This window comes from Arsukibacterium tuosuense (assembly GCF_900215315.1).
In the GTDB taxonomy this organism is placed as follows: Bacteria; Pseudomonadota; Gammaproteobacteria; order Enterobacterales; family Alteromonadaceae; genus Alishewanella; species Alishewanella tuosuense.
The window spans coordinates 14,975-34,700 of the sequence record NZ_OBEB01000006.1 but is presented as its reverse complement, the minus strand read 5'-3'; the positions used below and the strand labels follow the sequence as shown (position 1 = coordinate 34,700).

At 48.3% G+C, this 19,726-nt stretch carries 23 protein-coding genes; 15 read left to right on the top strand and 8 right to left on the bottom strand.

All coding sequences use genetic code 11. The annotated features are described in order from the left end of the window. Window positions 1–59 precede the first annotated feature (59 nt). From map to dapD, 3 genes are read left to right on the top strand one after another with little or no spacing between them, the layout of a single operon-like run. Window positions 60–848 (top strand): type I methionyl aminopeptidase, encoded by a 789-nt coding sequence (map, locus tag CRO03_RS12725; protein WP_097112274.1) that lies wholly within the window; start codon window positions 60–62, stop codon window positions 846–848. A 30-nt stretch (window positions 849–878) separates the two neighbouring features. Next, window positions 879–3,503 carry a bifunctional uridylyltransferase/uridylyl-removing protein GlnD gene (gene glnD, locus CRO03_RS12720; RefSeq protein WP_097112021.1) on the top strand — a complete coding sequence of 875 codons (2,625 nt, stop codon included), beginning with the start codon at window positions 879–881 and terminating at the stop codon, window positions 3,501–3,503. Between the two features lie 9 nt (window positions 3,504–3,512). Next, window positions 3,513–4,337, top strand: coding sequence for a 2,3,4,5-tetrahydropyridine-2,6-dicarboxylate N-succinyltransferase (gene dapD, locus CRO03_RS12715; protein WP_097112020.1), 825 nt, complete (start codon window positions 3,513–3,515; stop codon window positions 4,335–4,337). 101 nt (window positions 4,338–4,438) lie between these two features. On the opposite strand, the gene CRO03_RS12710 is transcribed toward dapD, so the two are convergent. After that, window positions 4,439–4,633, bottom strand: a complete 195-nt coding sequence (locus CRO03_RS12710; RefSeq protein WP_097112019.1) for a hypothetical protein — start codon at window positions 4,631–4,633, stop codon at window positions 4,439–4,441. A 278-nt stretch (window positions 4,634–4,911) separates the two neighbouring features. Here CRO03_RS12710 and cysZ point away from each other — a divergent pair, with 278 nt between their 5' ends. Next, window positions 4,912–5,673 (top strand): sulfate transporter CysZ, encoded by a 762-nt coding sequence (gene cysZ, locus CRO03_RS12705; protein ID WP_097112018.1) that lies wholly within the window; start codon window positions 4,912–4,914, stop codon window positions 5,671–5,673. A gap of 14 nt (window positions 5,674–5,687) precedes the next feature. After that, the gene (locus CRO03_RS12700) at window positions 5,688–6,980 is read left to right on the top strand and encodes an MgtC/SapB family protein (protein ID WP_097112017.1); all 1,293 of its coding nucleotides are present in this window, start codon (window positions 5,688–5,690) and stop codon (window positions 6,978–6,980) included. Here the strand turns inward: CRO03_RS12700 and CRO03_RS12695 are convergent. From CRO03_RS12695 to CRO03_RS12685, 3 genes are read right to left on the bottom strand one after another with little or no spacing between them, the layout of a single operon-like run. Further along, window positions 6,967–7,413 carry a flavodoxin gene (locus CRO03_RS12695; RefSeq protein WP_097112016.1) on the bottom strand — a complete coding sequence of 149 codons (447 nt, stop codon included), beginning with the start codon at window positions 7,411–7,413 and terminating at the stop codon, window positions 6,967–6,969. The two genes, CRO03_RS12700 and CRO03_RS12695, sit on opposite strands and share 14 nt — an antisense overlap. Further along, window positions 7,395–8,207 (bottom strand): tRNA pseudouridine(65) synthase TruC, encoded by an 813-nt coding sequence (gene truC / locus CRO03_RS12690; RefSeq protein ID WP_097112015.1) that lies wholly within the window; start codon window positions 8,205–8,207, stop codon window positions 7,395–7,397. Before truC ends, CRO03_RS12695 begins: the two co-directional genes overlap by 19 nt. Further along, a complete protein-coding gene (locus CRO03_RS12685) occupies window positions 8,204–8,524 on the bottom strand; it encodes a YqcC family protein (RefSeq protein ID WP_097112273.1) in 321 nt (106 codons plus the stop codon). Before CRO03_RS12685 ends, truC begins: the two co-directional genes overlap by 4 nt. Window positions 8,525–8,633: 109 nt before the next feature. Between CRO03_RS12685 and CRO03_RS12680 the strand changes: the two genes are divergently transcribed. Beyond that, on the top strand, window positions 8,634–8,930 hold the full coding sequence (locus CRO03_RS12680) for a DUF3301 domain-containing protein (RefSeq protein ID WP_097112014.1): 297 nt from the start codon (window positions 8,634–8,636) through the stop codon (window positions 8,928–8,930). Here the strand turns inward: CRO03_RS12680 and CRO03_RS12675 are convergent. Continuing rightward, on the bottom strand, window positions 8,927–9,244 hold the full coding sequence (locus tag CRO03_RS12675) for an Mpo1-like protein (RefSeq protein WP_097112013.1): 318 nt from the start codon (window positions 9,242–9,244) through the stop codon (window positions 8,927–8,929). The two genes, CRO03_RS12680 and CRO03_RS12675, sit on opposite strands and share 4 nt — an antisense overlap. A gap of 18 nt (window positions 9,245–9,262) precedes the next feature. Beyond that, window positions 9,263–9,919: a GNAT family N-acetyltransferase gene (locus CRO03_RS12670; RefSeq protein WP_097112012.1), complete on the bottom strand. Its 657-nt coding sequence runs from the start codon at window positions 9,917–9,919 to the stop codon at window positions 9,263–9,265. A 170-nt stretch (window positions 9,920–10,089) separates the two neighbouring features. Here CRO03_RS12670 and CRO03_RS12665 point away from each other — a divergent pair, with 170 nt between their 5' ends. Beyond that, window positions 10,090–10,317: a DUF2789 domain-containing protein gene (locus CRO03_RS12665; protein ID WP_097112011.1), complete on the top strand. Its 228-nt coding sequence runs from the start codon at window positions 10,090–10,092 to the stop codon at window positions 10,315–10,317. Between the two features lie 43 nt (window positions 10,318–10,360). Here CRO03_RS12665 and CRO03_RS12660 read toward each other — a convergent pair whose 3' ends face one another. Further along, complete coding sequence (locus CRO03_RS12660) at window positions 10,361–10,729, bottom strand: DUF3192 domain-containing protein (RefSeq protein WP_097112010.1); 369 nt, start codon at window positions 10,727–10,729, stop codon at window positions 10,361–10,363. A 208-nt stretch (window positions 10,730–10,937) separates the two neighbouring features. Between CRO03_RS12660 and CRO03_RS12655 the strand changes: the two genes are divergently transcribed. Together CRO03_RS12655 and CRO03_RS12650 are read left to right on the top strand one after the other, a co-directional pair. Beyond that, window positions 10,938–11,231, top strand: coding sequence for a hypothetical protein (locus CRO03_RS12655; RefSeq protein WP_097112009.1), 294 nt, complete (start codon window positions 10,938–10,940; stop codon window positions 11,229–11,231). Next, window positions 11,218–11,994: a DUF2310 family Zn-ribbon-containing protein gene (locus CRO03_RS12650; RefSeq protein WP_097112008.1), complete on the top strand. Its 777-nt coding sequence runs from the start codon at window positions 11,218–11,220 to the stop codon at window positions 11,992–11,994. Before CRO03_RS12655 ends, CRO03_RS12650 begins: the two co-directional genes overlap by 14 nt. Here the strand turns inward: CRO03_RS12650 and syd are convergent. Continuing rightward, entirely contained in the window at window positions 11,982–12,539 is a 558-nt protein-coding gene (gene syd / locus CRO03_RS12645) for a SecY-interacting protein (protein WP_212682419.1), read from the bottom strand. The two genes, CRO03_RS12650 and syd, sit on opposite strands and share 13 nt — an antisense overlap. A gap of 69 nt (window positions 12,540–12,608) precedes the next feature. On the opposite strand from syd, the gene queF reads away from it, so the two are divergent. The 6 genes from queF to CRO03_RS12615 all read left to right on the top strand — a co-directional run bounded on the left by queF (window position 12,609) and on the right by CRO03_RS12615 (window position 19,703). Further along, entirely contained in the window at window positions 12,609–13,454 is an 846-nt protein-coding gene (gene queF / locus CRO03_RS12640) for an NADPH-dependent 7-cyano-7-deazaguanine reductase QueF (protein WP_097112007.1), read from the top strand. A gap of 430 nt (window positions 13,455–13,884) precedes the next feature. After that, on the top strand, window positions 13,885–15,438 hold the full coding sequence (locus tag CRO03_RS12635; RefSeq protein ID WP_245861655.1) for a GGDEF domain-containing protein: 1,554 nt from the start codon (window positions 13,885–13,887) through the stop codon (window positions 15,436–15,438). Between the two features lie 37 nt (window positions 15,439–15,475). Next, window positions 15,476–16,834: a nucleotide 5'-monophosphate nucleosidase PpnN gene (gene ppnN, locus CRO03_RS12630; protein ID WP_097112005.1), complete on the top strand. Its 1,359-nt coding sequence runs from the start codon at window positions 15,476–15,478 to the stop codon at window positions 16,832–16,834. Between the two features lies 1 nt (window position 16,835). Then, complete coding sequence (gene xni / locus CRO03_RS12625; RefSeq protein WP_097112004.1) at window positions 16,836–17,654, top strand: flap endonuclease Xni; 819 nt, start codon at window positions 16,836–16,838, stop codon at window positions 17,652–17,654. After that, window positions 17,651–18,049: a DUF3192 domain-containing protein gene (locus tag CRO03_RS12620; protein WP_097112003.1), complete on the top strand. Its 399-nt coding sequence runs from the start codon at window positions 17,651–17,653 to the stop codon at window positions 18,047–18,049. Before xni ends, CRO03_RS12620 begins: the two co-directional genes overlap by 4 nt. Further along, on the top strand, window positions 18,036–19,703 hold the full coding sequence (locus CRO03_RS12615) for a hypothetical protein (protein WP_097112002.1): 1,668 nt from the start codon (window positions 18,036–18,038) through the stop codon (window positions 19,701–19,703). Before CRO03_RS12620 ends, CRO03_RS12615 begins: the two co-directional genes overlap by 14 nt. The last annotated feature ends 23 nt before the right edge of the window (window positions 19,704–19,726 follow it).

Sequence of the window (19,726 nt, the reverse complement as noted above, 5' to 3'; positions counted from 1 at the left end):
AAATGTGTATTTTTCCAGCAGTCATAATGTCCGTAACTGCAGTAACCGAGAGAGTGTTGATGACAGCAACTATTAAAACCGCCGCCGAAATTGAAAAAATGCGCATTGCCGGCCGCCTGGCCGCAGAAGTGCTGGAAATGATTGGGCCACATGTCAGAGCCGGTGTCACCACTGATACGCTGAATACCCTGTGCCACGACTACATTGTAAACGAGCAACAGGCCGTCCCGGCACCACTGAATTATCATGGTTTCCCCAAGTCAATTTGCACCTCGGTAAATCAGGTTATATGCCATGGCATTCCGAACGATAAAGCATTAAAAGACGGCGATATTGTTAATATTGATATTACCGTGATCAAAGATGGTTACCACGGCGACACTTCAAAGATGTTTGTAGTGGGTAAGCCCAGCATCATGGCTGACCGCCTGATCAGGGTGACTCAGGAGTGTCTGTACCTGGCGTTAAAGCTGGTTAAAAACGGTGTACGGCTGGGCGACATTGGCCACGCCATTCAGCAACATGCTGAAAAACATAGCTACTCAGTCGTACGCGAATACTGCGGCCACGGCATTGGTGCGGTGTTTCATGAGGACCCGCAAGTGCTGCATTACGGTAAGCCTGGCACCGGCGAAGTGTTAAAGACCGGCATGTGTTTAACGATTGAGCCAATGATTAACGCCGGTGGCCGTCACAGTAAAATGTTAAAAGATGGCTGGACAGTGGTGACTAAAGACCGCAGTTTATCGGCCCAGTTTGAGCATACCCTGCTGGTAACCGATGACGGCTGTGAAATCCTGACGTTGCGCAGTGATGAAACACTGGAACGACATTTAATAGCAGAGTAACCGCATACCTATCGCTCAGCAAGGAGTCGCATGACGCAAGCATTGCAATTTAACCGGTCACTGCCCAGCAGTTTTTCGCTGGAAAGCTATAAAAAACATTTCAGCGAATTTCATGACTGGCTGGTACGAAGTTTTGAGCATCAACCTATCAATGGCCTGGTTAAAGCCCGCGCCCGCTTCATTGACACCGTGCTTAGCGAACTCTGGCATCATTTTGAGCTGGCTAAAGAGCACAATCTCAGTTTAATTGCCGTAGGTGGCTACGGTCGGGGTGAACTACACCCCTACTCAGACATAGACTTACTAATATTATCTGACCAGCGCTTAAGCAGCGGGCAGCAGCAAGCTATTGCCAGCTTTATTACCAGTTTGTGGGATTTACGTCTGGAAGTCGGCCATAGCGTCCGCACCTTAAAAGAAACCATTAAGCTGGGTAAAGACGACATTACTATTGCCACCAATTTACTGGAAATGCGTCTGCTAACCGGTAATAAGCCGCTATTTGAACAGCTGCAGCAGCAAATCAGCGGTGACAACTTCTGGAGTAGCCAGCAGTTTTTTCAAGCCAAACGACACGAACAACAACAGCGCCACGCTCAATATCATGGCACCGCCTACAATTTGGAGCCTAACCTTAAAGCCAACCCGGGTGGCCTGCGTGATATTCAAACCATCGGCTGGGTTGCCAAGAAGCACTTTAATACCCGCACTATGCGCGAACTGGTGGCTTACCAGTACCTGACCGAAGATGAATATCAGGAACTGATGGAGTGCGAGGCTTACTTGTGGCAAATGCGTTTTGCCTTGCATATTGAAGCAGGCCGCAACGAAAACCGGATATTATTTGACTACCAACCCGCCGCCGCCGCACGTCTGGGTTTTGGCGCTGATGGCAAGGCGTCGGTTGAACGGATGATGAAGCGTTTTTTCCGCACCGTGCAGCGGGTAAGTGAATTGAACGAAATGTTGCTGCAGCATTTTGAAGGCAGCATTCTGAATCAGGGTAGTAAGGTTAAAATACAACAGCTGGACGACTACTTTGAACTAAGCGGTCATTTAATTAAAGCGCGCGATAATGCCATTTTTGCCCGACGTGACAACTTGCTGCGTTTGTTCTGGCACATTGCTAACAATTCAAACATTACCGGCATTCACTCCACTACTTTACGTTTACTGCGCCAGGTGCGCCGCCGTTTAATGGGTGACTTACAGGATTATGAAGCGTGCCGCCAGTTATTTCTGGCGCTGCTGCGCCACCCGCGCGGCATGGACAAAGCCATTACCCTGATGCATCGTTACGGCGTACTTGCCGCCTATCTGCCACAGTGGCGCAATATTGTCGGCCAGATGCAATTTGACTTATTTCATGCTTACACGGTAGATGAACATACCCACCGCTTGCTGAAAAACCTGTACAAATACACCCAGCCGGAGCACGAGAGTGAGTTCCCACTTTGCACCGATATCGTTAAACGGATGGAGAAGCCAGAGTTGTTATACCTGGCCGGTATTTTTCATGATATTGCCAAAGGTCGCGGTGGCGATCACTCCGAACTGGGTGCCATGGATGTGCGCGAATTTGCTAAATTGCACAAGTTAAGTGAGTTCGACAGTAAACTGGTGGCCTGGCTGGTGGAAAGCCATTTACTGATGTCCGTTACGGCTCAGCGTCGTGACATCCACGACCCGGCTGTTGTTACCGAGTTTGCCGAGAAAGTCCGTGATGAAACCCGGCTTAATTACCTGTATTGCTTAACCCTGGCCGATATCCGCGCCACGAATGATAACCTGTGGAATGACTGGAAAGGGTCACTACTGCGTGAATTATTTCTGGCCACCCAAAAGGCGTTTCGCCGTGGTCTGGAAAAACCAATGGATTTGCGCGACTTAATTCGCGAAAACCAAAGCGAAGCGATGCCGCTGCTGTTGAAACAAACCTTTACTGAATCTGAAATTCAGCAGCTGTGGAGCCGGATTAAAGCCGACTATTTTGCCCGCTACAGCCCAAAACAAATTGCCTGGCATTGTGAGCATATTTTACGCCACAAGAACCGCAACGAACCCTTGGTGCTGATCAGTAAAACACCAATTCGTGGCGGGACTCAGGTTTTTATTTATACCCCGGATCAAGCTGGCTTATTCGCCCGCCTCGTTGCGGCGCTCGACAGTAAAAAGGTCAATATTTTCGACGCCCAGATCATGACCAATAAAGATGGCTTCGCCATGGATACTTTTGTCATTCTGGAACAAAATGGTGAGCCCGTCAGCTCACCATCACGCTTAAGCAGCATTAAACGGGCTCTGGAGCTTTACATTGCTGGCAAGCCAGACTTATCGCGGCAAAAACCGCGGCTGTCGCGCCAGATGCGCCAGTTTAATGTGCCGCCCAAGGTGGTATTTTTACCCGGCAACATTAAACAGCGGACCATGGTTGAAATTGCTGCGCTGGATACCCCGGGGTTACTGGCTGACATTGGCCAGGTATTTCAGCGTTGTGGCGTCAATATTCATGCGGCAAAAATCACCACTATCGGCGAGCGGGCTGAAGACTTTTTTATGTTATCTAATGCACAGGACCAGGCGTTAAGCAGCGACGAGCAAAGCCAGCTTAGACGGGTCCTGATTTCACAACTCTCACAGGAAACAGAAGGCTAAACTAACACCATGTCTGAATTAAAAAGCATTATCGAAAATGCGTTCGAGCTTCGTGCCGATATTACCCCAAGCACTGTTGCAGCTGACGTCAAACAAGCGGTACAACAGGTAATAGCGCTGCTTGACAGCGGCCAGGCGCGGGTTGCCGAAAAAATTGCTGGCGAATGGGTAGTGCACCAATGGTTGAAAAAAGCCGTGTTACTGTCATTCCGGATCAACGACAACGCGGTAATGGACGGCGCTGAAAATCGTTTTTTTGATAAAGTACCAATGAAATATGCTAATTACACGGATGCCCAATTCCGTGCTGATGGCGTGCGGGTGGTGCCCCCCGCTGCCGCCCGTCAGGGCAGTTTTATTGGCAGAAACGTCGTCTTAATGCCAAGTTATGTCAATATTGGTGCCTATGTTGGTGAAGGTACTATGGTGGATACCTGGGCTACAGTAGGCAGTTGCGCCCAGATTGGTAAAAATGTCCATTTATCAGGCGGTGTCGGCATCGGCGGCGTATTGGAACCCTTGCAGGCAAACCCGACCATTATTGAAGATAACTGCTTTATCGGCGCCCGCTCAGAGGTGGTAGAAGGCGTTATTGTCGAAGAAGGTGCTGTGCTGTCGATGGGCGTGTATATCAGCCAGAGCACCCGGATTTACGACCGGGAAACAGGTGAAATAAGCTATGGCCGGGTCCCGGCCGGCGCGGTGGTAGTACCAGGCACCTTGCCGTCTAAAGACGGCAGCCACAACTTATATGCCGCTATTATCGTTAAAAAAGTAGATACACAAACCCGTGCTAAAGTGGGTATTAATGCCCTGCTACGCAGCGTAGAATAGCGCCGCACATTACGGAATAAAGTCAGAAACATAAACAAAGGCAGCGCAAGCTGCCTTTGTTATCGCAACAATTCAATACTGATGTTTAGCTAAACTGATGTTTAACCAAAAATCATTAGCACAGTAAAGCCAACCATCCCGGCGACAGCAAAAATGCTGTACTCCAGCCGTTTTTCAAAACGTTTTTCGGCCCCATTGTCAGCCGGCACCAGCAATGCCGAAATCAGACAGGTTAGTCCTGTCAGTAAAAAAAGTGTGGTTAACCCAAATACCAGTGCCGAGCCTAACATTGCCATTTTTCACCCTTAGTTTATCAGCCAACTATTACTCAAACTATCACCCAAATATCAGCCAACAACCAAATATCAGCCAACCTGTTGTGCCGCGATGCGACCAAAAACAGCGCGCATTCTAGCATAAAAAACCAGCGGTTAGGCCAGCAGTCTTTCTCTGCATTAATGTTGTCGGGTCAGCCATTATATTCTGTTACGAAATAAACCGATCATTCTGCGCTAATTCGCTGACAAGCCCTTATACTGCCTGAAACAGATTTTTTATATCAGATGGAGGATAAATGCATTATTTCTTTCAGGGAGTAACGTTAATGGCGAGCAAAGGGTTAAAGCGCTTTGCCCTTATTCCATTGCTAATTAACTTGCTGCTGTTCTCTCTGGCTTTTTATGTATTGCTGCAACAAGTCAGAGCCATGATAGAGGCAGCACAACAGTATCTGCCCGCCTGGCTGCACTGGCTGGAGTACCTGCTTATTCCACTTGGTGTGTTATCGCTGGTCATCGGCCTGGCTTACAGTTTTACCATGCTTGCCAATTTTATTGCCGCTCCCTTTAACGGTCTGCTCAGTGAAAAAGTCGAAGCTTACCTAACCGGCAAGCCATTACCCAACGTTAGCATCAGCAGTTTTATTAAAGACATGCCCCGGATGCTTGGCCGTGAATGGCAGAAATTGAAATACTCGTTGCCGCGGGCCATCATATTATTTGTATTACTGTTGTTTATACCGGTAATAGGCCCGATTTTATGGTTTCTGTTTACCAGCTGGTTACTGGCCATTCAGTATCTTGACTACCCCTTTGATAACCACAAAATTGACTTTGAAACGATGCGGGCGCAATTACGACGCCAGCCTGCCAGCAGTTATAGCTTTGGCATTATGGTAAATATTGCGTGTATGATACCACTGTTTAACTTATTCGTTATGCCCATTGCTGTTTGTGGCGCTACCGCGATGTGGGTTGATAAGCTGGCCCTGCAAAATGATCCGGAGCAGCAACGCCCTGGCCAGGCGCAGTACCGTAAACTGGATAAATACTGCTAAGAGTACCCTCTGACATGAATGCATTTGACTTTGAGCTGGTTCAAAAGTTTCTGATTGCGCTATTGCTTGGGGCGCTGGTGGGAATGGAGCGGGAAAAGCACCGGCGCAATGAGCAGCCTGGCAGTTTTGGTGGCTTACGTACCTTTATTCTGGTGGCACAGGCTGGTGCAGTATCTGCCTGGTTATCGTTACATCTGCAATCTGCCTGGCTGTTTATTATGGTCGTCCTTATTGTTGGTATCGTCGCCAGTGTAGCATTTATTATGGAAAACCGGCGCCGCAACGAATTCAGCGGTTTAACCAGTGAGATTAGCGCCATTACCGTATGCTTACTGGGCGGCGCTGTTATGTATGGTTATACCGAACTGGCGGTGATGCTGGGCATTTTAACCTCAGCTATTCTGACGTTTAAGCAGCCACTGCACGGCCTGGTAGATAAAGTTGGCAATGATGACTTATATGCGATTATGAAGTTATTGATCGCCAGTTTTATTGTCCTGCCGTTACTGCCCAATGAACCCGTTGATCCCTGGCAGGCTTTAAATCTGTATCGTCTGTGGTTATTGGTGGTATTAATTTCAGCGATGTCACTGCTGGGCTATGTCGCAGTCCGCTGGCTTGGCGAAGCACACGGCACTGTGGTTACCGGCATTACCGGCGGTCTGGCATCATCTACCGCCACCACCCTGAGCTTTGCCCGCAACAGTAAGGCCCTGGGCAACAGCACCTCTGCTGACACTCAGGCAACCGGAATTTTGCTGGCCTGGCTGGTGATGTTTATCAGAGTGCTGGTCACAATTGCCATCGTATTCAAGCCGTTGTTACCCTTACTGCTTATCCCTTTTGGGGCAATGGCCACTACTACGGCTGCGTTGGCAGGCATTTACTACTGGCGGGGCAGTAAACAGCAAATGGCCCGTCCGGAACAAAGTGAAGTGACTGTCAAAAACCCTTTCAGCCTGATTGCAGCAATCAAGTTTGGCCTTTTCTTTGCCGTCATCCTGCTTCTGGTAAAATTTGTCCAACTGTACACACCCAGTGAAACCTTATATTTATTAGCAGCGGTTGCTGGCCTGACCGATGTCGATGCTATTACCCTGTCAATGGCAGATTATGCCCGCTCCGCCACTGCGAGTCTTACCCTCGCTGCAGGTGCCGTGACCGTAGCAGCATTATCCAATACGCTGGTGAAGTGCGGAATGGTGGTGTTTTTAGGCAGTAAGCCGCTGGCCAGAAGCCTGATTATTGCCACAGTACTCATTTGTCTGACAGGCGGCGTGAGTATTGCTTTACTCAGATTTCTCTAAGCTGCTGTTCCAACCAGGGCAGGGCTACATTTTCCGGCTCCAGTGTTTCACAGGCGTCAATCCGTAGCATTGGCGCCAGTTCTGTGCCCTGAATTTCTAACAGAAGCTCACGCAGCTGCTCTCCCGCACCACAAAAGGTTTCGTAACTGCTATCCCCCAACGCAATCACCGCAAACTGTTTGCCGGTTAACAGCGGAAAGCGATTTTTAACGTCCAGATAGAATGGCAATAAATTGTCAGGAATATCGCCCTGGCCAGTAGTGGAAGTGATAACCAGCCACAGCTGTGGACCAAATGTCAGTACGTCATCTAACACCGGCTCTTCGTATAACATCAGCTCATGGCCCATACCAGTTAACAGCGCCTGAGCCTGCTCGGCAACATATTGAGCACCACCGTAAACAGAACCCACAATCAGGGCGATTTTTGCCATTTTTCCTCCAGAAAGTGCGCAGCAAATTGCTGCTGATAATAACCTTCATTCACCGGCCAACCAAAGTGGTCAAACAGCGGTTCAAGTTCGTTCAGACCGGCAGAAAATAGTAAAGTTTCGCCAGATACCGGATGCGGCAGCTGCAACTGCTTTGCTAACAGTAGCAAACGCCGGCAATTAAAATGCTGTTTAAATAACGCATTATGCTTACCGTCACCATGGCTGGTATCGCCAACAATGGGATAGCGTAAATGGGCCAGATGCCGTCTAAGCTGATGTTTACGGCCGGTCAGTGGCTGCAATGCCACCAGTGAATAGCGGGCCGCCGGATATTTACTGACCGGAATAGCCAGCTCAATCTGTTGCAACGGCTGATAGCGCGTTATTGCTTGTTGTGGTGCTTTATCGGTGCGGCTGAACTTATCAGCGATTTTGTCCAGCTCTTCCTTCAACGGATAATCTAACTGGCCGCCTGCCGGCAAAAATCCGCGGACTACTGCCAGGTAATACTTGCGCCACAGTTGTTGCTGCTGTTGCTCGCCAAGCAACCTTGCCACCTCAGAGGACAGCGCAAACAACAATATACCCGAGGTAGGCCTGTCCAGCCGGTGCACCGGGAATACATGCTGCCCCAGCATATCGCGCAATGTTTGCATGACAAATACGGTTTCGTGTTTATCCAGAAATGAGCGGTGCACCAGCATACCACTGGGTTTGTCTACGGCAACAATGTACTGATCCTGATACAGAATGTTAAGTGGTGCATTAAGCTCAAAAGGCGGGGCTGAACTCATGGCGCACCCGTCAGGGTGATATCAAGGCGTTTAATCAATTGCAATAGCGGCTGCAAGCTGGCTCCCCGCCCTTTAAACGCTTCTTCCGCATAGGGCAGCACACTGACTTTAGCGGGCAGCGGCTGCCTTGTATCCAGCAATTGCCACAGCCTTGGCAAAAATACAAATTGTAACCATTGCTCAAGACGCAAGGTATCACAGCAAAAAGGCAATTTACTGGCCAGGGCACAAGTGCCGGGAGATTCTTTACTCCACAACTGTTGCAGTTTTAATTCGGCCTCTAGCTGAATAAGCAGAGAGTTAACTGTATCTGACATAACGACCTCATTGTAAGGTGCGCAGTTTACCACAAGCTTTAACGCCAGCCAGCCCTTGTAAAAAAGCGATTTAGTCAGCATTATCAGCCAATAGCCTCAGGAGTGTGTTATGGGTCCCGTTTTACTATTGCTGTTGATCAGCACGATTTGTTATTTGTTCTGGATGCAGCGTAAGCAGGACGAGCGTGCACGGCTGTTGGCGAAACAGCTTTGTCAGCAACAACAGCTGCAACTGCTGGATTGTGGCCGTAATGGTCACAGTTTTCGCAAAATTAATGGTCGGCTGCGCTTTATAACCCAGTATCAGGTCGATTTCAGTGCTGATGGTGAGAGCCGTTATCCAGCAGAGCTGTTGTTAAATGGCATGCGTCTGGCTGCGTTCAACTTACCCACCCACCGGATCTAAGCCGGTGGTATTTTACGTTTAAGCTGACCGGTTAAAAAGTCTTTCAACATAACCCAGTCAGCCACCAGGCTGTAAAACGGATATTTGAAGGTAGCAGGTTTATTATGTTCAAACAGAAAATGGCCCAGCCAGGCAAAGCCGTAGCCAATAAAGGGTAGCAGCCACAACCACCGCCATTGTTGAGTAAGCAGCGAAAACAGCAGTACGGCAATAACCAGACTACTGCCGATGTAATGCAATGTCCGGCATACCGGATGGCGATGCTCGCTGAGGTAGTATGGGTAAAACTCCTGAAAACTGTTGAAACGCGCCATATTAGCTGCCTTCTTTCGCTATGCTGGCACAGCCTGACTTTGCCGGGGCCTGAACATCAGACTGCCACTGACGGTACCAAACGCCAGCTCTGTCACTTTCTGGTACTGATCGTCCGCAAAAAATGGCTGATACTTAGCAAGCGTAACAAAGACCCCAATACCACTGGAGCTGCTATCTTCATCCACAATGCTATCAACAGCATGAATTAAGTAGTGGCCAAGGCCGAGATGCTGATATTTCGGCGACACCGCAATAAAAGCCAGCATGTGGTAACGATCATAGGGCATGGCAGCGTGGATACGCTGCTCTTTTTCCAGCATTTGCCGGGTAGAAACAAAGCCCGCAGTTAACAACATCTTTAATCGCCAGTGCCAGAGTCTGTTACTACCGATACCCGAATCCGGGCCAACAACACAGGCTACGCCCAGCAACTGCTCACCATGAAACAATCCTACCAGCGGCTGCTGTGCCTGCCAGAATGTATTAAGCTCTTCGCGGATAGCAGAGCGCAAACGTTGTTCATAATCAGGCGAATCGCCACGAAAAATGGTTAAAAAAAGTGGGTCATCATGGTAGGACTGATACAAAAGTGAGGCTGCAAGCTTCAGTTCTTCGCCATTTAGCAAAGCGGCTTTTAATTGATCCGGATTAAAGGTATTCAGAATTGCGGTCATCACTTTTCTCTTATTGTTGTTTTTTCAACCACAATAGCAGCCGCCTCAGTTGTTGCCAAGTGACTTTTCAGGCCCCGCTTAACTGTCTGTTAGGTTTTTCAGCCACCACTGTCTATGCTTATAGTTAACAACAGCATTGCCGGTTGGCCAGATAAGATAAGGAGAGAGTGATGGATACCTCGCAGCACAATATGACTAATTTATTTATGCAATTGGGCCTGGATAATGAACCTGATGCTATTGAGCGTTTTATCAGCCGACACAAATTACCAGGTCATGTTGCTCTGGCTGATGCCCCTTTCTGGAGTCAGGCTCAGGCCAGTTTCATCCGGGAGTCACTTAAAGAAGATGCCGACTGGGCAGAAATTATTGATGAGTTAAGCACCCAGCTGCGCTAGTAAGGTTCAGCGCCAGCCGGGCGGTTTATCCGGGCAAAATTTGTTATAACTGCTGGTAGGCTTTGTCACCCCAGCTATGCAGCTGACTATTGATAAACACCAACGGTGTGCACTCATCTTTAGTGGTTTTGCCATCACTGCGCTTGTGCTGGGTGCGGTAAAACAACACCTGAACTTGCTGTTCATCCTTTACCAGAAACTCAGTAAAGTCCGGATTCCCCAGTAGTGATACCACATCATTAAATGCCACGCCGGGCTGCAACTGATTAATCTGATTCAGATTTTCACGCTGAGTTTTTCGCCACTCGTTGTCAGTACCATCTGAACCTTCATAATCTTTATCGCCAATCGCCACAACACAACCAGTTAGTAAGCCGGTTAAAGCCAGCAAGCTCAGGGTTCTGATTATCATCTTATTACTCCGTTAATTTTTATTTTCTATTAGTACAAATTTTGTTTGCATAGCTCAGGCTGAGTTGCCTGCTACATTATCAAATTTAGCAAATTCGATACCAACTTTATTTTATATAAAAATCAATTAATTAGTAATAGAGCACTATCTATCAACTTAGCCTGATGCTAAATTTAACCAAATAATAGTCAAAACTGAGCAACAATTAATGAGCTCGACAATCGAACTGTTACACCAGACTGCAGCCCGGTTACGTCAGGAAGGTAAAACCCCCAGCCTGGCATTATTTAAAGCCCGCCTTGGTGGCCAGCTCACCGCACCGGCGCTTTTTTCGGCTTACCAGCAATGGCGCCAACAAACACCTGCAGATGTTGAACTGCAGGCACCAGATATCGCGCCCGACATCACAAGGCCTGTTGATGTTGCAAGTCAACTGCAACGAATCGAAACCAAACTGGACAAAATTCTTGCCTTGCTGGAACAACAGAATGTATCTGGCTGAACTTAGCTATAAAGTCGTCGCTGACACCAGTTTCAGCCGTGCTGAAGCCACAATTCGTCTGTATACAGAAGCCCTTATTTTTAATGGTAATGTGCTTGGCCGGGAATTTCCCACCGCCTGGCAGCAGGATAGGTTTAGCAGCAGGCTGGTTATTCCAACAGAGAATGCCTTGCACAGAAGTCATTTAAGCACCAGGGCACTGCAGGCTGAACAACAGTTAATGGCTGCCGGTCTGGCATATCCAAAGCTGCAGGTGCTGGGAATGGATATTATGTCACAGCACAGCAGCAACAGCGCGGCAGAAGCCTTAGTGTTGTTCACTACTTTCAGTGATAATTGCTCACCACTGCGTAATCTGGCCGATTTGGCCCCGTTGCCACTATACCAGTTCCAACCCGCTTCAGGCGTCGACCATGAAAGCCTGATCCGCTGGCAAATTCAGTTTCAGGCACTGGATGAAGTGCAGCAACAACAAAAGCGCGTATTAAAAAAGTCTGCAGAAAACAGCCTGCAACAATACCAGAGTGTGCTGAACCAGCAAGGACGGCAGTTGGCCGGCCGTATCAGCCGCCGGAATCAGCTGCCCGTATATTATGCCTTGTACAGCGGCAGCAGCAAAAACTGTGCGGCCGAGGCATCGAAGCCCTGCCCCGGCTGCGGCGGCAGCTGGCGTCTGGATACACCGTTATTGGCATTATTTGATTTTAAATGTGATAACTGCCATTTACTCAGCAATATCGCCTGGGAGTGTCAGACTCCCTGATAAGCCGCTGGCGTAATCTGACTAAAAAAATCAGCTAATGAATCAGCCAGCTTTTCACCAACATCCTTACCCACGGACTCCAGATAGACTTCACCGGTGCGGTTTAACACCGAGAGTACTATGCTGTCATCATCAGTCAGTGCAAAAAATACTGTCTCTGGCTGTTTCAATCGTCGTTTCATTAAAATATGGCCAATGACATTTTCCTGCAACCGCGCCAGATCTGCCTGATCCCAAATCATCAGTAATTGCAACTGCCCACGGCTATGGCTGGCACCTAATCCTGCGCCGTAAAATAAACTGTAGAACTGTTTAATATCGGGATGCAACTCCAGCTCCAGCGCCTGTTCGACATTGCTGAAATCAGCTGCAGGCTGCTGTCTGACCGGTTGCCAGCTAACCGTATTATCGTCCAACACTGCCAACTGACCGGGTGCCGGCCTGGCAGGCTCTGCCGCCCAAGCCTGCAATGTAAGGTTATGTTGCTGGTGCCAGCTTAAGGTCTGGGTAATAAAATTCTGATAGCTTTCTGCTAATGACAACACGGACACCCTCTCTACTCTGACATGAAGTTATGCTAAGATCGGGCGCATTCTAACCGGAATAGTAGCCAGATGACAAAAAGCCACTCAGAAATTATGGCTGGGTTAAGCCTCGGCAAAACCACAGCTTATGCCGAACAGTATGATCCCAGCCTGTTGCAGCCAGTACCCCGCATCCTCGGCAGAGATAGCCTGGGCCTGGAGCATTCGGCTACTCTGCCTTTTATCGGCGAAGATATCTGGCACGGCTATGAGCTGTCGTGGCTTAATGCCAAAGGTAAGCCCATGGTTGCATTAGCCACCTTTGTGGTACCGGTTACCTCTGCCAACCTGATTGAGTCTAAGTCGTTCAAACTCTATTTAAACAGCTTTAATCAAAGCCGTTTTGCTGACTTACGCCAGGTGTATCAGGCGCTGCAGCGGGATCTATCCGGCTGTGCAGGCAGTCCGGTGCAGGTGACCTTGCATAACGTAAATGAAATTATGGCGTTTCAACCAACCTGGATCCCGGGCCACTGCATAGATGATCTGGATATCAGTATCGATAGCTACCAATACGATCCCAGCCTGTTGCAACTGGCTGACGCTGCTGAGGCAATCGACGAGAAAGTTCACTCACACCTGTTGAAATCAAACTGTCTGATCACCTCGCAACCAGACTGGGCCAGTGTCTACATTCATTATCGGGGGCCTGCTATTGATCACGCGGCTTTACTGCGTTATTTGATCAGCTTTCGCAGTCATAATGAATTTCATGAACAATGTATCGAGCGTATTTTTCTTGATATATGGCAACGTTGCAACCCAGAGTATTTACTGGTTTATGCCCGCTACACCAGAAGGGGCGGCCTTGATATTAATCCGGTGCGCGCCAGTGCCAGCTATAAGCTACCAAATCTAAGATTAAGCCGGCAATAAAGCTGTAACCTTTCATCATGACTTTCATAAAATGAGGGCATATCGATGATTTTTTGCCGTAAAAAAGCAAATACAGCTAATAAATATGAAAGTTAACCCGGATTATTACAACCACACTTTCAATAGCAGGCGGATTCTGCTTTAATATCACGGTGGGTTGGACGGACTAACCCGCAGCGGTAGCAGAAGAAGGATCGCCAATTATGTTTTATCTTACCACTGAAGAAGAAACGTCCTGGCTGCCTTATTACCTGTACAAATAAGTTAACCCGGTACAATAAAAAGTCCCCTACCTCCAGCGAGCTCCGGCTCGCTGTTTTTTTACCTGTCTTAAGTTCCTGTACTAAAATGTTTAAAACAGTGATCGCATTTCCGTTGTTTACGGATATACTTAAATCTAAACAGCTTTTTTAACATTTAAATGTTTAAGGTGCAGCCTTTGCAAGATGATCTCAAGCAGCAACTGGCCAATGCGATTAAAGCGCGCAAAACGTTAGAAGATGCCTACGAAAGTCAGTTCAAGATTTTGGCCCAGTTTGTTCTACGTTTATCACTGGTCTGCAAAGGTGTCGACCTGGAGCTGGATAACCGGCTGGCCAAATTACGCAACGAGTTAGCTAAGGGTACCGATCTCGAAAAGCTGATACCTTTCATATCTGATACTAATCAAAGTCTGCAGCTGCTGGACGCCAAACAGCAACGTGATATTAAAGAAATACAGCAGCAACTTAATCAGGCAGGTAAGTTATTACAGCAACAAAAAGGGTTACCCGATCAGTTACGCCGGGACCTGAGGCAATTACTGACCAATGTTGCCGAGCCCCCCTCAACGGTACAGGCATTTTTACCTCATTTAACCAACCTGACTAACCTTTATCAAAACGCTTTGCAATCGAAGCAGCAGATTGAAAACAGTCAGGGAAGCGACGAAGAAAGATATGGCCATATTTGCCGCCAGATTAGCGTAGAGCTTACTAACTTATTGAGCGAACTGGCCTTTGCTGAGAAAAGCGCGCCACAAATTGCAATAATCCGCCAGAGCTTGCTGGGTAACCTGTCTATTGAAGCATTGCTGGACGCTTGCCTGCAGACTATCACCATAATCGTCGCCAGTATTAATGAAGAACGTCTGTCAGCAGAACACTTTTTGCTGAAACTGAATGATGCATTGTCATCAGTGCAGCAAGCGGTAAGCCTGTCGCTAAAAAATGCTGATAAACTTCACTTAAAGCTGGATATCCTTAATCAGCAGATTGAACAGCAAATTACCCAACTGGGACAAAGCACCAAAAGTGCTACCTCACTGGAGCAGTTAAAAGAGTTAGTCACCCAGCGACTTGGCAGTATCAGCGATGCCCTGAAATCAAAAGAGCAATTGGAAACTGAAGAACGTCAGGCGATGTTGGTAACACTCAGTGGTATGGAGCTGCGCTTAAAGGAACTGGAAGCTGAAGCGCAGACCTTCAGAACCAAACTGGCAGAGCAAAATTTCCGGAGCTTGCAGGACTCCTTGACAGAAATTCCTAACCGGGCCGCGTTTGACGAGCGCCTGGCACTGGAAATTAAACGCTGGCAACGCTACAAAAAACCGTTATGTATTGCACTGGCCGATGTTGATAACTTTAAAAGCATCAATGACAATTATGGTCATAGTGCCGGTGACAAAACGTTGAAAGTTATTGCTAAAGCATTGCAGCAAGGTTTGCGGGAAACAGACTTTATCGCCCGTTACGGTGGTGAAGAATTTGTTATCCTGTTTCCGGAAACAGCACTGGAAGAACTTAGCGCACCATTAAACAAATTAAGAGAAAAAATTAAGAGTATTGTCTTTACTTTTAAAAGTCAGAAAGTCCCTATCACCATTTCCTTTGGGGCTAGCCAATTAACCGCTGAAGATACCAGCCGTCAGGTGTTTGATCGGGCAGATGAAGCGCTCTATGAAGCTAAAAAGGCCGGCCGCGATCGCGTCATTTTAAAAACCTGACCCCCGGTACAGCACACAATCAGTTTTGGAGTTACAGATGCAGGTGCATTTAAACCCGTTAGGCGCCATGGATTTACTGTCTCAGCTTGAAGTTGAACGTTTAAAAAATAACACTGAATCAGAGGCCTTCGCCTTATTTCGCAATTGCTGTCTCGCGGTACTTAATGTCGGTAGTCACACAGATAGCTCAGCTGAAATATACGACCAATATAAAGACTTTAGCGTTAACCTACTGGCGCGCGAACGTGGCATTAAAATAGAACTGACTAATCCGCCCGCCAGTGCATTTGTGGATGGCGTCATTATTAAAGGGATCCACGAGCATCTGTTTGCGGTACTCAGAGATATTTTGTTTTACCATACCCGCCGCTCTGCCGAAACAAAGGCACGGGAACAACAGGAACCACGGCAGCTGACCCATACCGTATTTGATATTCTGCGTAACGCCAGGGTTATTGATGCTACCTATGTCCCCAGTATGATCGTGTGCTGGGGTGGTCATTCTATTAACGAAGTTGAATACGATTACACTAAAGAGGTGGGTTACCAGCTAGGTTTACGTGGTCTGGATATCTGCACTGGTTGTGGACCAGGCGCCATGAAAGGGCCCATGAAGGGCGCAACCATCGGTCATAATAAACAACGGATCCGCAGTGGTCGTTATCTGGGGTTAACTGAGCCCAGTATTATTGCTGCCGAGCCGCCAAACCCAATCGTCAATGAGCTGGTCATCCTGCCAGATATTGAAAAGCGGCTGGAGGCCTTTGTCCGGGTTGCTCATGGCATTATTGTTTTTCCGGGTGGCGCAGGCACAGCAGAAGAACTGCTGTATTTGCTGGGAATTATGCTTAAAAAAAGCAATGTTGAACAACAATTACCCATTATCCTTACTGGCCCCCGGCAGTCGGCAGCCTACTTCAATGAAATTGCTAATTTTATCCAGAACACCCTGGGTGACGAAGCACTGCAATTGGTTGAGATCATTATTGATGATCCGGCAGGCGTGGCACGAAAATTAAAACAAGGCTGCGCTGACGTAAGACAATATCGGAAATCGGTTGGCGATGCTTATCACTTTAACTGGACCTTGGACATTGACCCCCAGTTTCAGCAGCCTTTTATCCCGAATCATCAGAATATGGCCGCACTTGACTTGCACCTGGAGCAAGACAAAGCGAAACTTGCAGCTAATTTAAGGCGGGCATTTTCAGGTATTGTTGCCGGCAACGTGAAGGACGAAGGGATCAGGGCAATTCGCCAGCATGGACCTTTCCAACTAACTGGAGAACCAGTACTGATGCAAATGATGGATACCTTGTTACAGGCTTTTGTTGATCAGGGACGCATGAAGCTGCCGGGCACAGCTTATGAGCCTTGCTACAGGATAATTCGTTAACATGATGCACCTGGTTCTGATTGATGCGCTTAACCTGATCAGACGCCTTTATGCGGTGCAGGAAAGGCCCTATCTGCCATTACCAGAACAAGTAACAGATGGTACCCGGCAACAAATAATAAATAATACGCAAAACATGCTGTTGCAAGCACTGCAGCGGCTGCGTCATGAACTGGCACCGAGCCATGCATTGCTGGTTTTTGATGGCCGCGACAGCCAGTGGCGCCAGCAACGCTGTCCAGAGTACAAAGCAAACCGTAAGCCAATGCCTACCATACTGGCAGAAGCGCTGCCAGTGCTGGAGCAAGCTGCCCAACAACTTGGCTTTCGCTGCTTCGTCGATAATAAGTTGGAAGCAGATGATGTTATTGCCAGTATTGCCAGCAAGCTCAGTCAGCATCGGCAACAAGTTACTATTATTTCTACCGATAAAGGATTTCTGCCTTTGCTAAATCAGGGCATTAACATTTATGACCCTTTTGCCCGTCAGCAGCTAAATCCAGACTACGTCGAAAGTAAATTTGGCGTGGCGCCGGCGCAACTGGTCAGACTTTGGAGCCTTACCGGCGACAGCACTAATAATATCGCAGGCGTTAACGGGGTGGGTCCGAAAACCGCTTTAGAACTGATGGCTCTGGGAGATACCCTGACCGAAGCACTGGCCCACCCTGATTGCCCCAAAAAAATCCGTGACAAGATAATTAATCACAAAGAGGCTATCATCAATTATATGCAGGTGCTGAGCCTGCAAACAACACTAGAACTGGGTCTGAATTTACAAGAATTAAGGCTGCCAGAACCGGAGCAGGAACCCTCATGAGACTAAAGCCTGTTGCGCTGTTTATTGGTGGCTTTGTCGTTTATGCACTGCTTACCCTGGCAGTATTAGTGTTTTACAAGGATGATCCTGCTCAGATGAGCTGGCAACACCGCGAAAATTTTAATGCTAAAGTTATCAGCCGTTATAAACTCAGCGGAAAATACTCGCAGGATGACGTAACAGGCCGCCTTGGAGGGCCAGATATTACCCAGGCAGTACAACTAAATGGTCAGATATTGCAATTAATGTATTATCGGACACATCGTAAATTACCCGATGGTATTACGACCGAAGATGAATGTACTGCTTTGCTGTTTATTGACCGGCAGCTGGTAGCAATAGGCGACGTGGCGGTAAATCAGTATCAGCAACATGTCAGCAATGGCGATAGCTGACAACCGATGGTCGCTGTTCTATCAGGGCCTCCGGCAGCTTTACCAGCAAGCATCCGGAACGACAACGGCGCCTGATATTGCCAATGCATTATTGCAGAGCGACTATCTGACGGCACTGTTTTTTGAGTTGGCAGATGATAATTTTGCCAGCGTTATCGCCCAACTTAATCTGACCCCGAAACACCTGCCGATCAATGTTGCCCCGGTCGTTAAAGCAATGGCGCTGGGCCTGATCCTGAGTAGAAATTATGGCTGGCAACCGCAGCGTAGTAAGCAATTTCTGCAGACCATTGTGTTATCGGCTGCCTATACGCTAGTTGCGGCAAACGCGCACCACGCTAAAGTACATGCAGCAAAGGCATTGCAGCAACATAACAAGCAACATCCACTGCTACCGTTACTCATTGCTACCTGCAACATACAACGGCAACCTGCGTGGCAACTTCATCCTGACGCGCCACTACTTAGCCTGATTAGCGACCTGGCGCAGCAGCTGCTACCGGCAACAGGCAGCCTGCCAGGCCTTGAAAAAGTATTGACACAATACCAGGCCAATCAACCTGATGTCGTTAATTCAATATGGTTTTGCCAATTACAAAAACTGGTTGACCTGCAGGCCCTGCCAGGCCGGTTTGCCAAAGAAACTCAGAGCGATAGTAACAGCCGGCACTACTGGTTTATCAGTGGTGTTGCGCCGGCGCAGGATCACGCTTTAGCTGTGTACGTCCGCCCGTTTGACCCGGTCAGCAAGACAGTTGGCAATGACGTGCAACAGGTAGCACTGGCAGCGCTGTCGTTATTAAACCCACAATATTATCGTGACCTGAGCTGGCTGACAATATTAGAGCAGGACGACGATTTATTGCCGGTACCATCGGAATATTCGCTGGATATGTGTCTTAGTCAGTCGCAATTTCACAAACTCGGTCAGCTCAGTATCAATAAACAAGTGCAAATGCTGGAGTCCCAGCCGCTGCTAAGCCATTTTTTGCAGCAGGCAGCAGGCAGTATCAGTCGTCAGCAATTGCCGGTCAACCGGCTTCGTCATGCCATTAGTATGCTGGGGCAAGACGCATTAAGTAACTGGGTTGCCCAGGCTGAACTGCATCAGTATTGCCTGCTGCAGTCGCATCCACATCAGCAATGGCTGCAGCAACTGCAACAATGCCTGGAGCATGCATTGCAGCTGTTTTGTGATGCCGCCAACCAGCCTCTGGCAGCGGGTAGCGCTGGCATTATTGCCCGCTGTGCGACCGCAAGTTTATGGCAGCACTCTGCGTTACCTCAAACTGGCCTGGCCCGACAAACTCAGCAGCAACTTTTGCTGGGCATTTATATTCAGCAGCATGTCTGGCAAGCTCAGCGCTACCCGGAGCAAGCACAGCAGCTGCTGCAGCACTATCAGCAAGCCGGCTGGGATGACGCCATGCAAAGCTGGCATAGCCAGCAACCAGTTCAACTGACTTTATTACTGAAACTAAGCTGGCAGCTGACCCTGGCGGTATTCTGTGCCGGTTCAGCCAACGAGCAACGGCTTGGTACAATGCTGGCGGCTGCCGCAGTCCGGCTGAAATTGCCCGAGCACTCCAAAACATACTGGCAAAATCAGTTGATGGCCGCTAGCCAATGTTACTATCCGTTGCCAGAAATGTAGTTTAATTACATCATTCAGGCCGC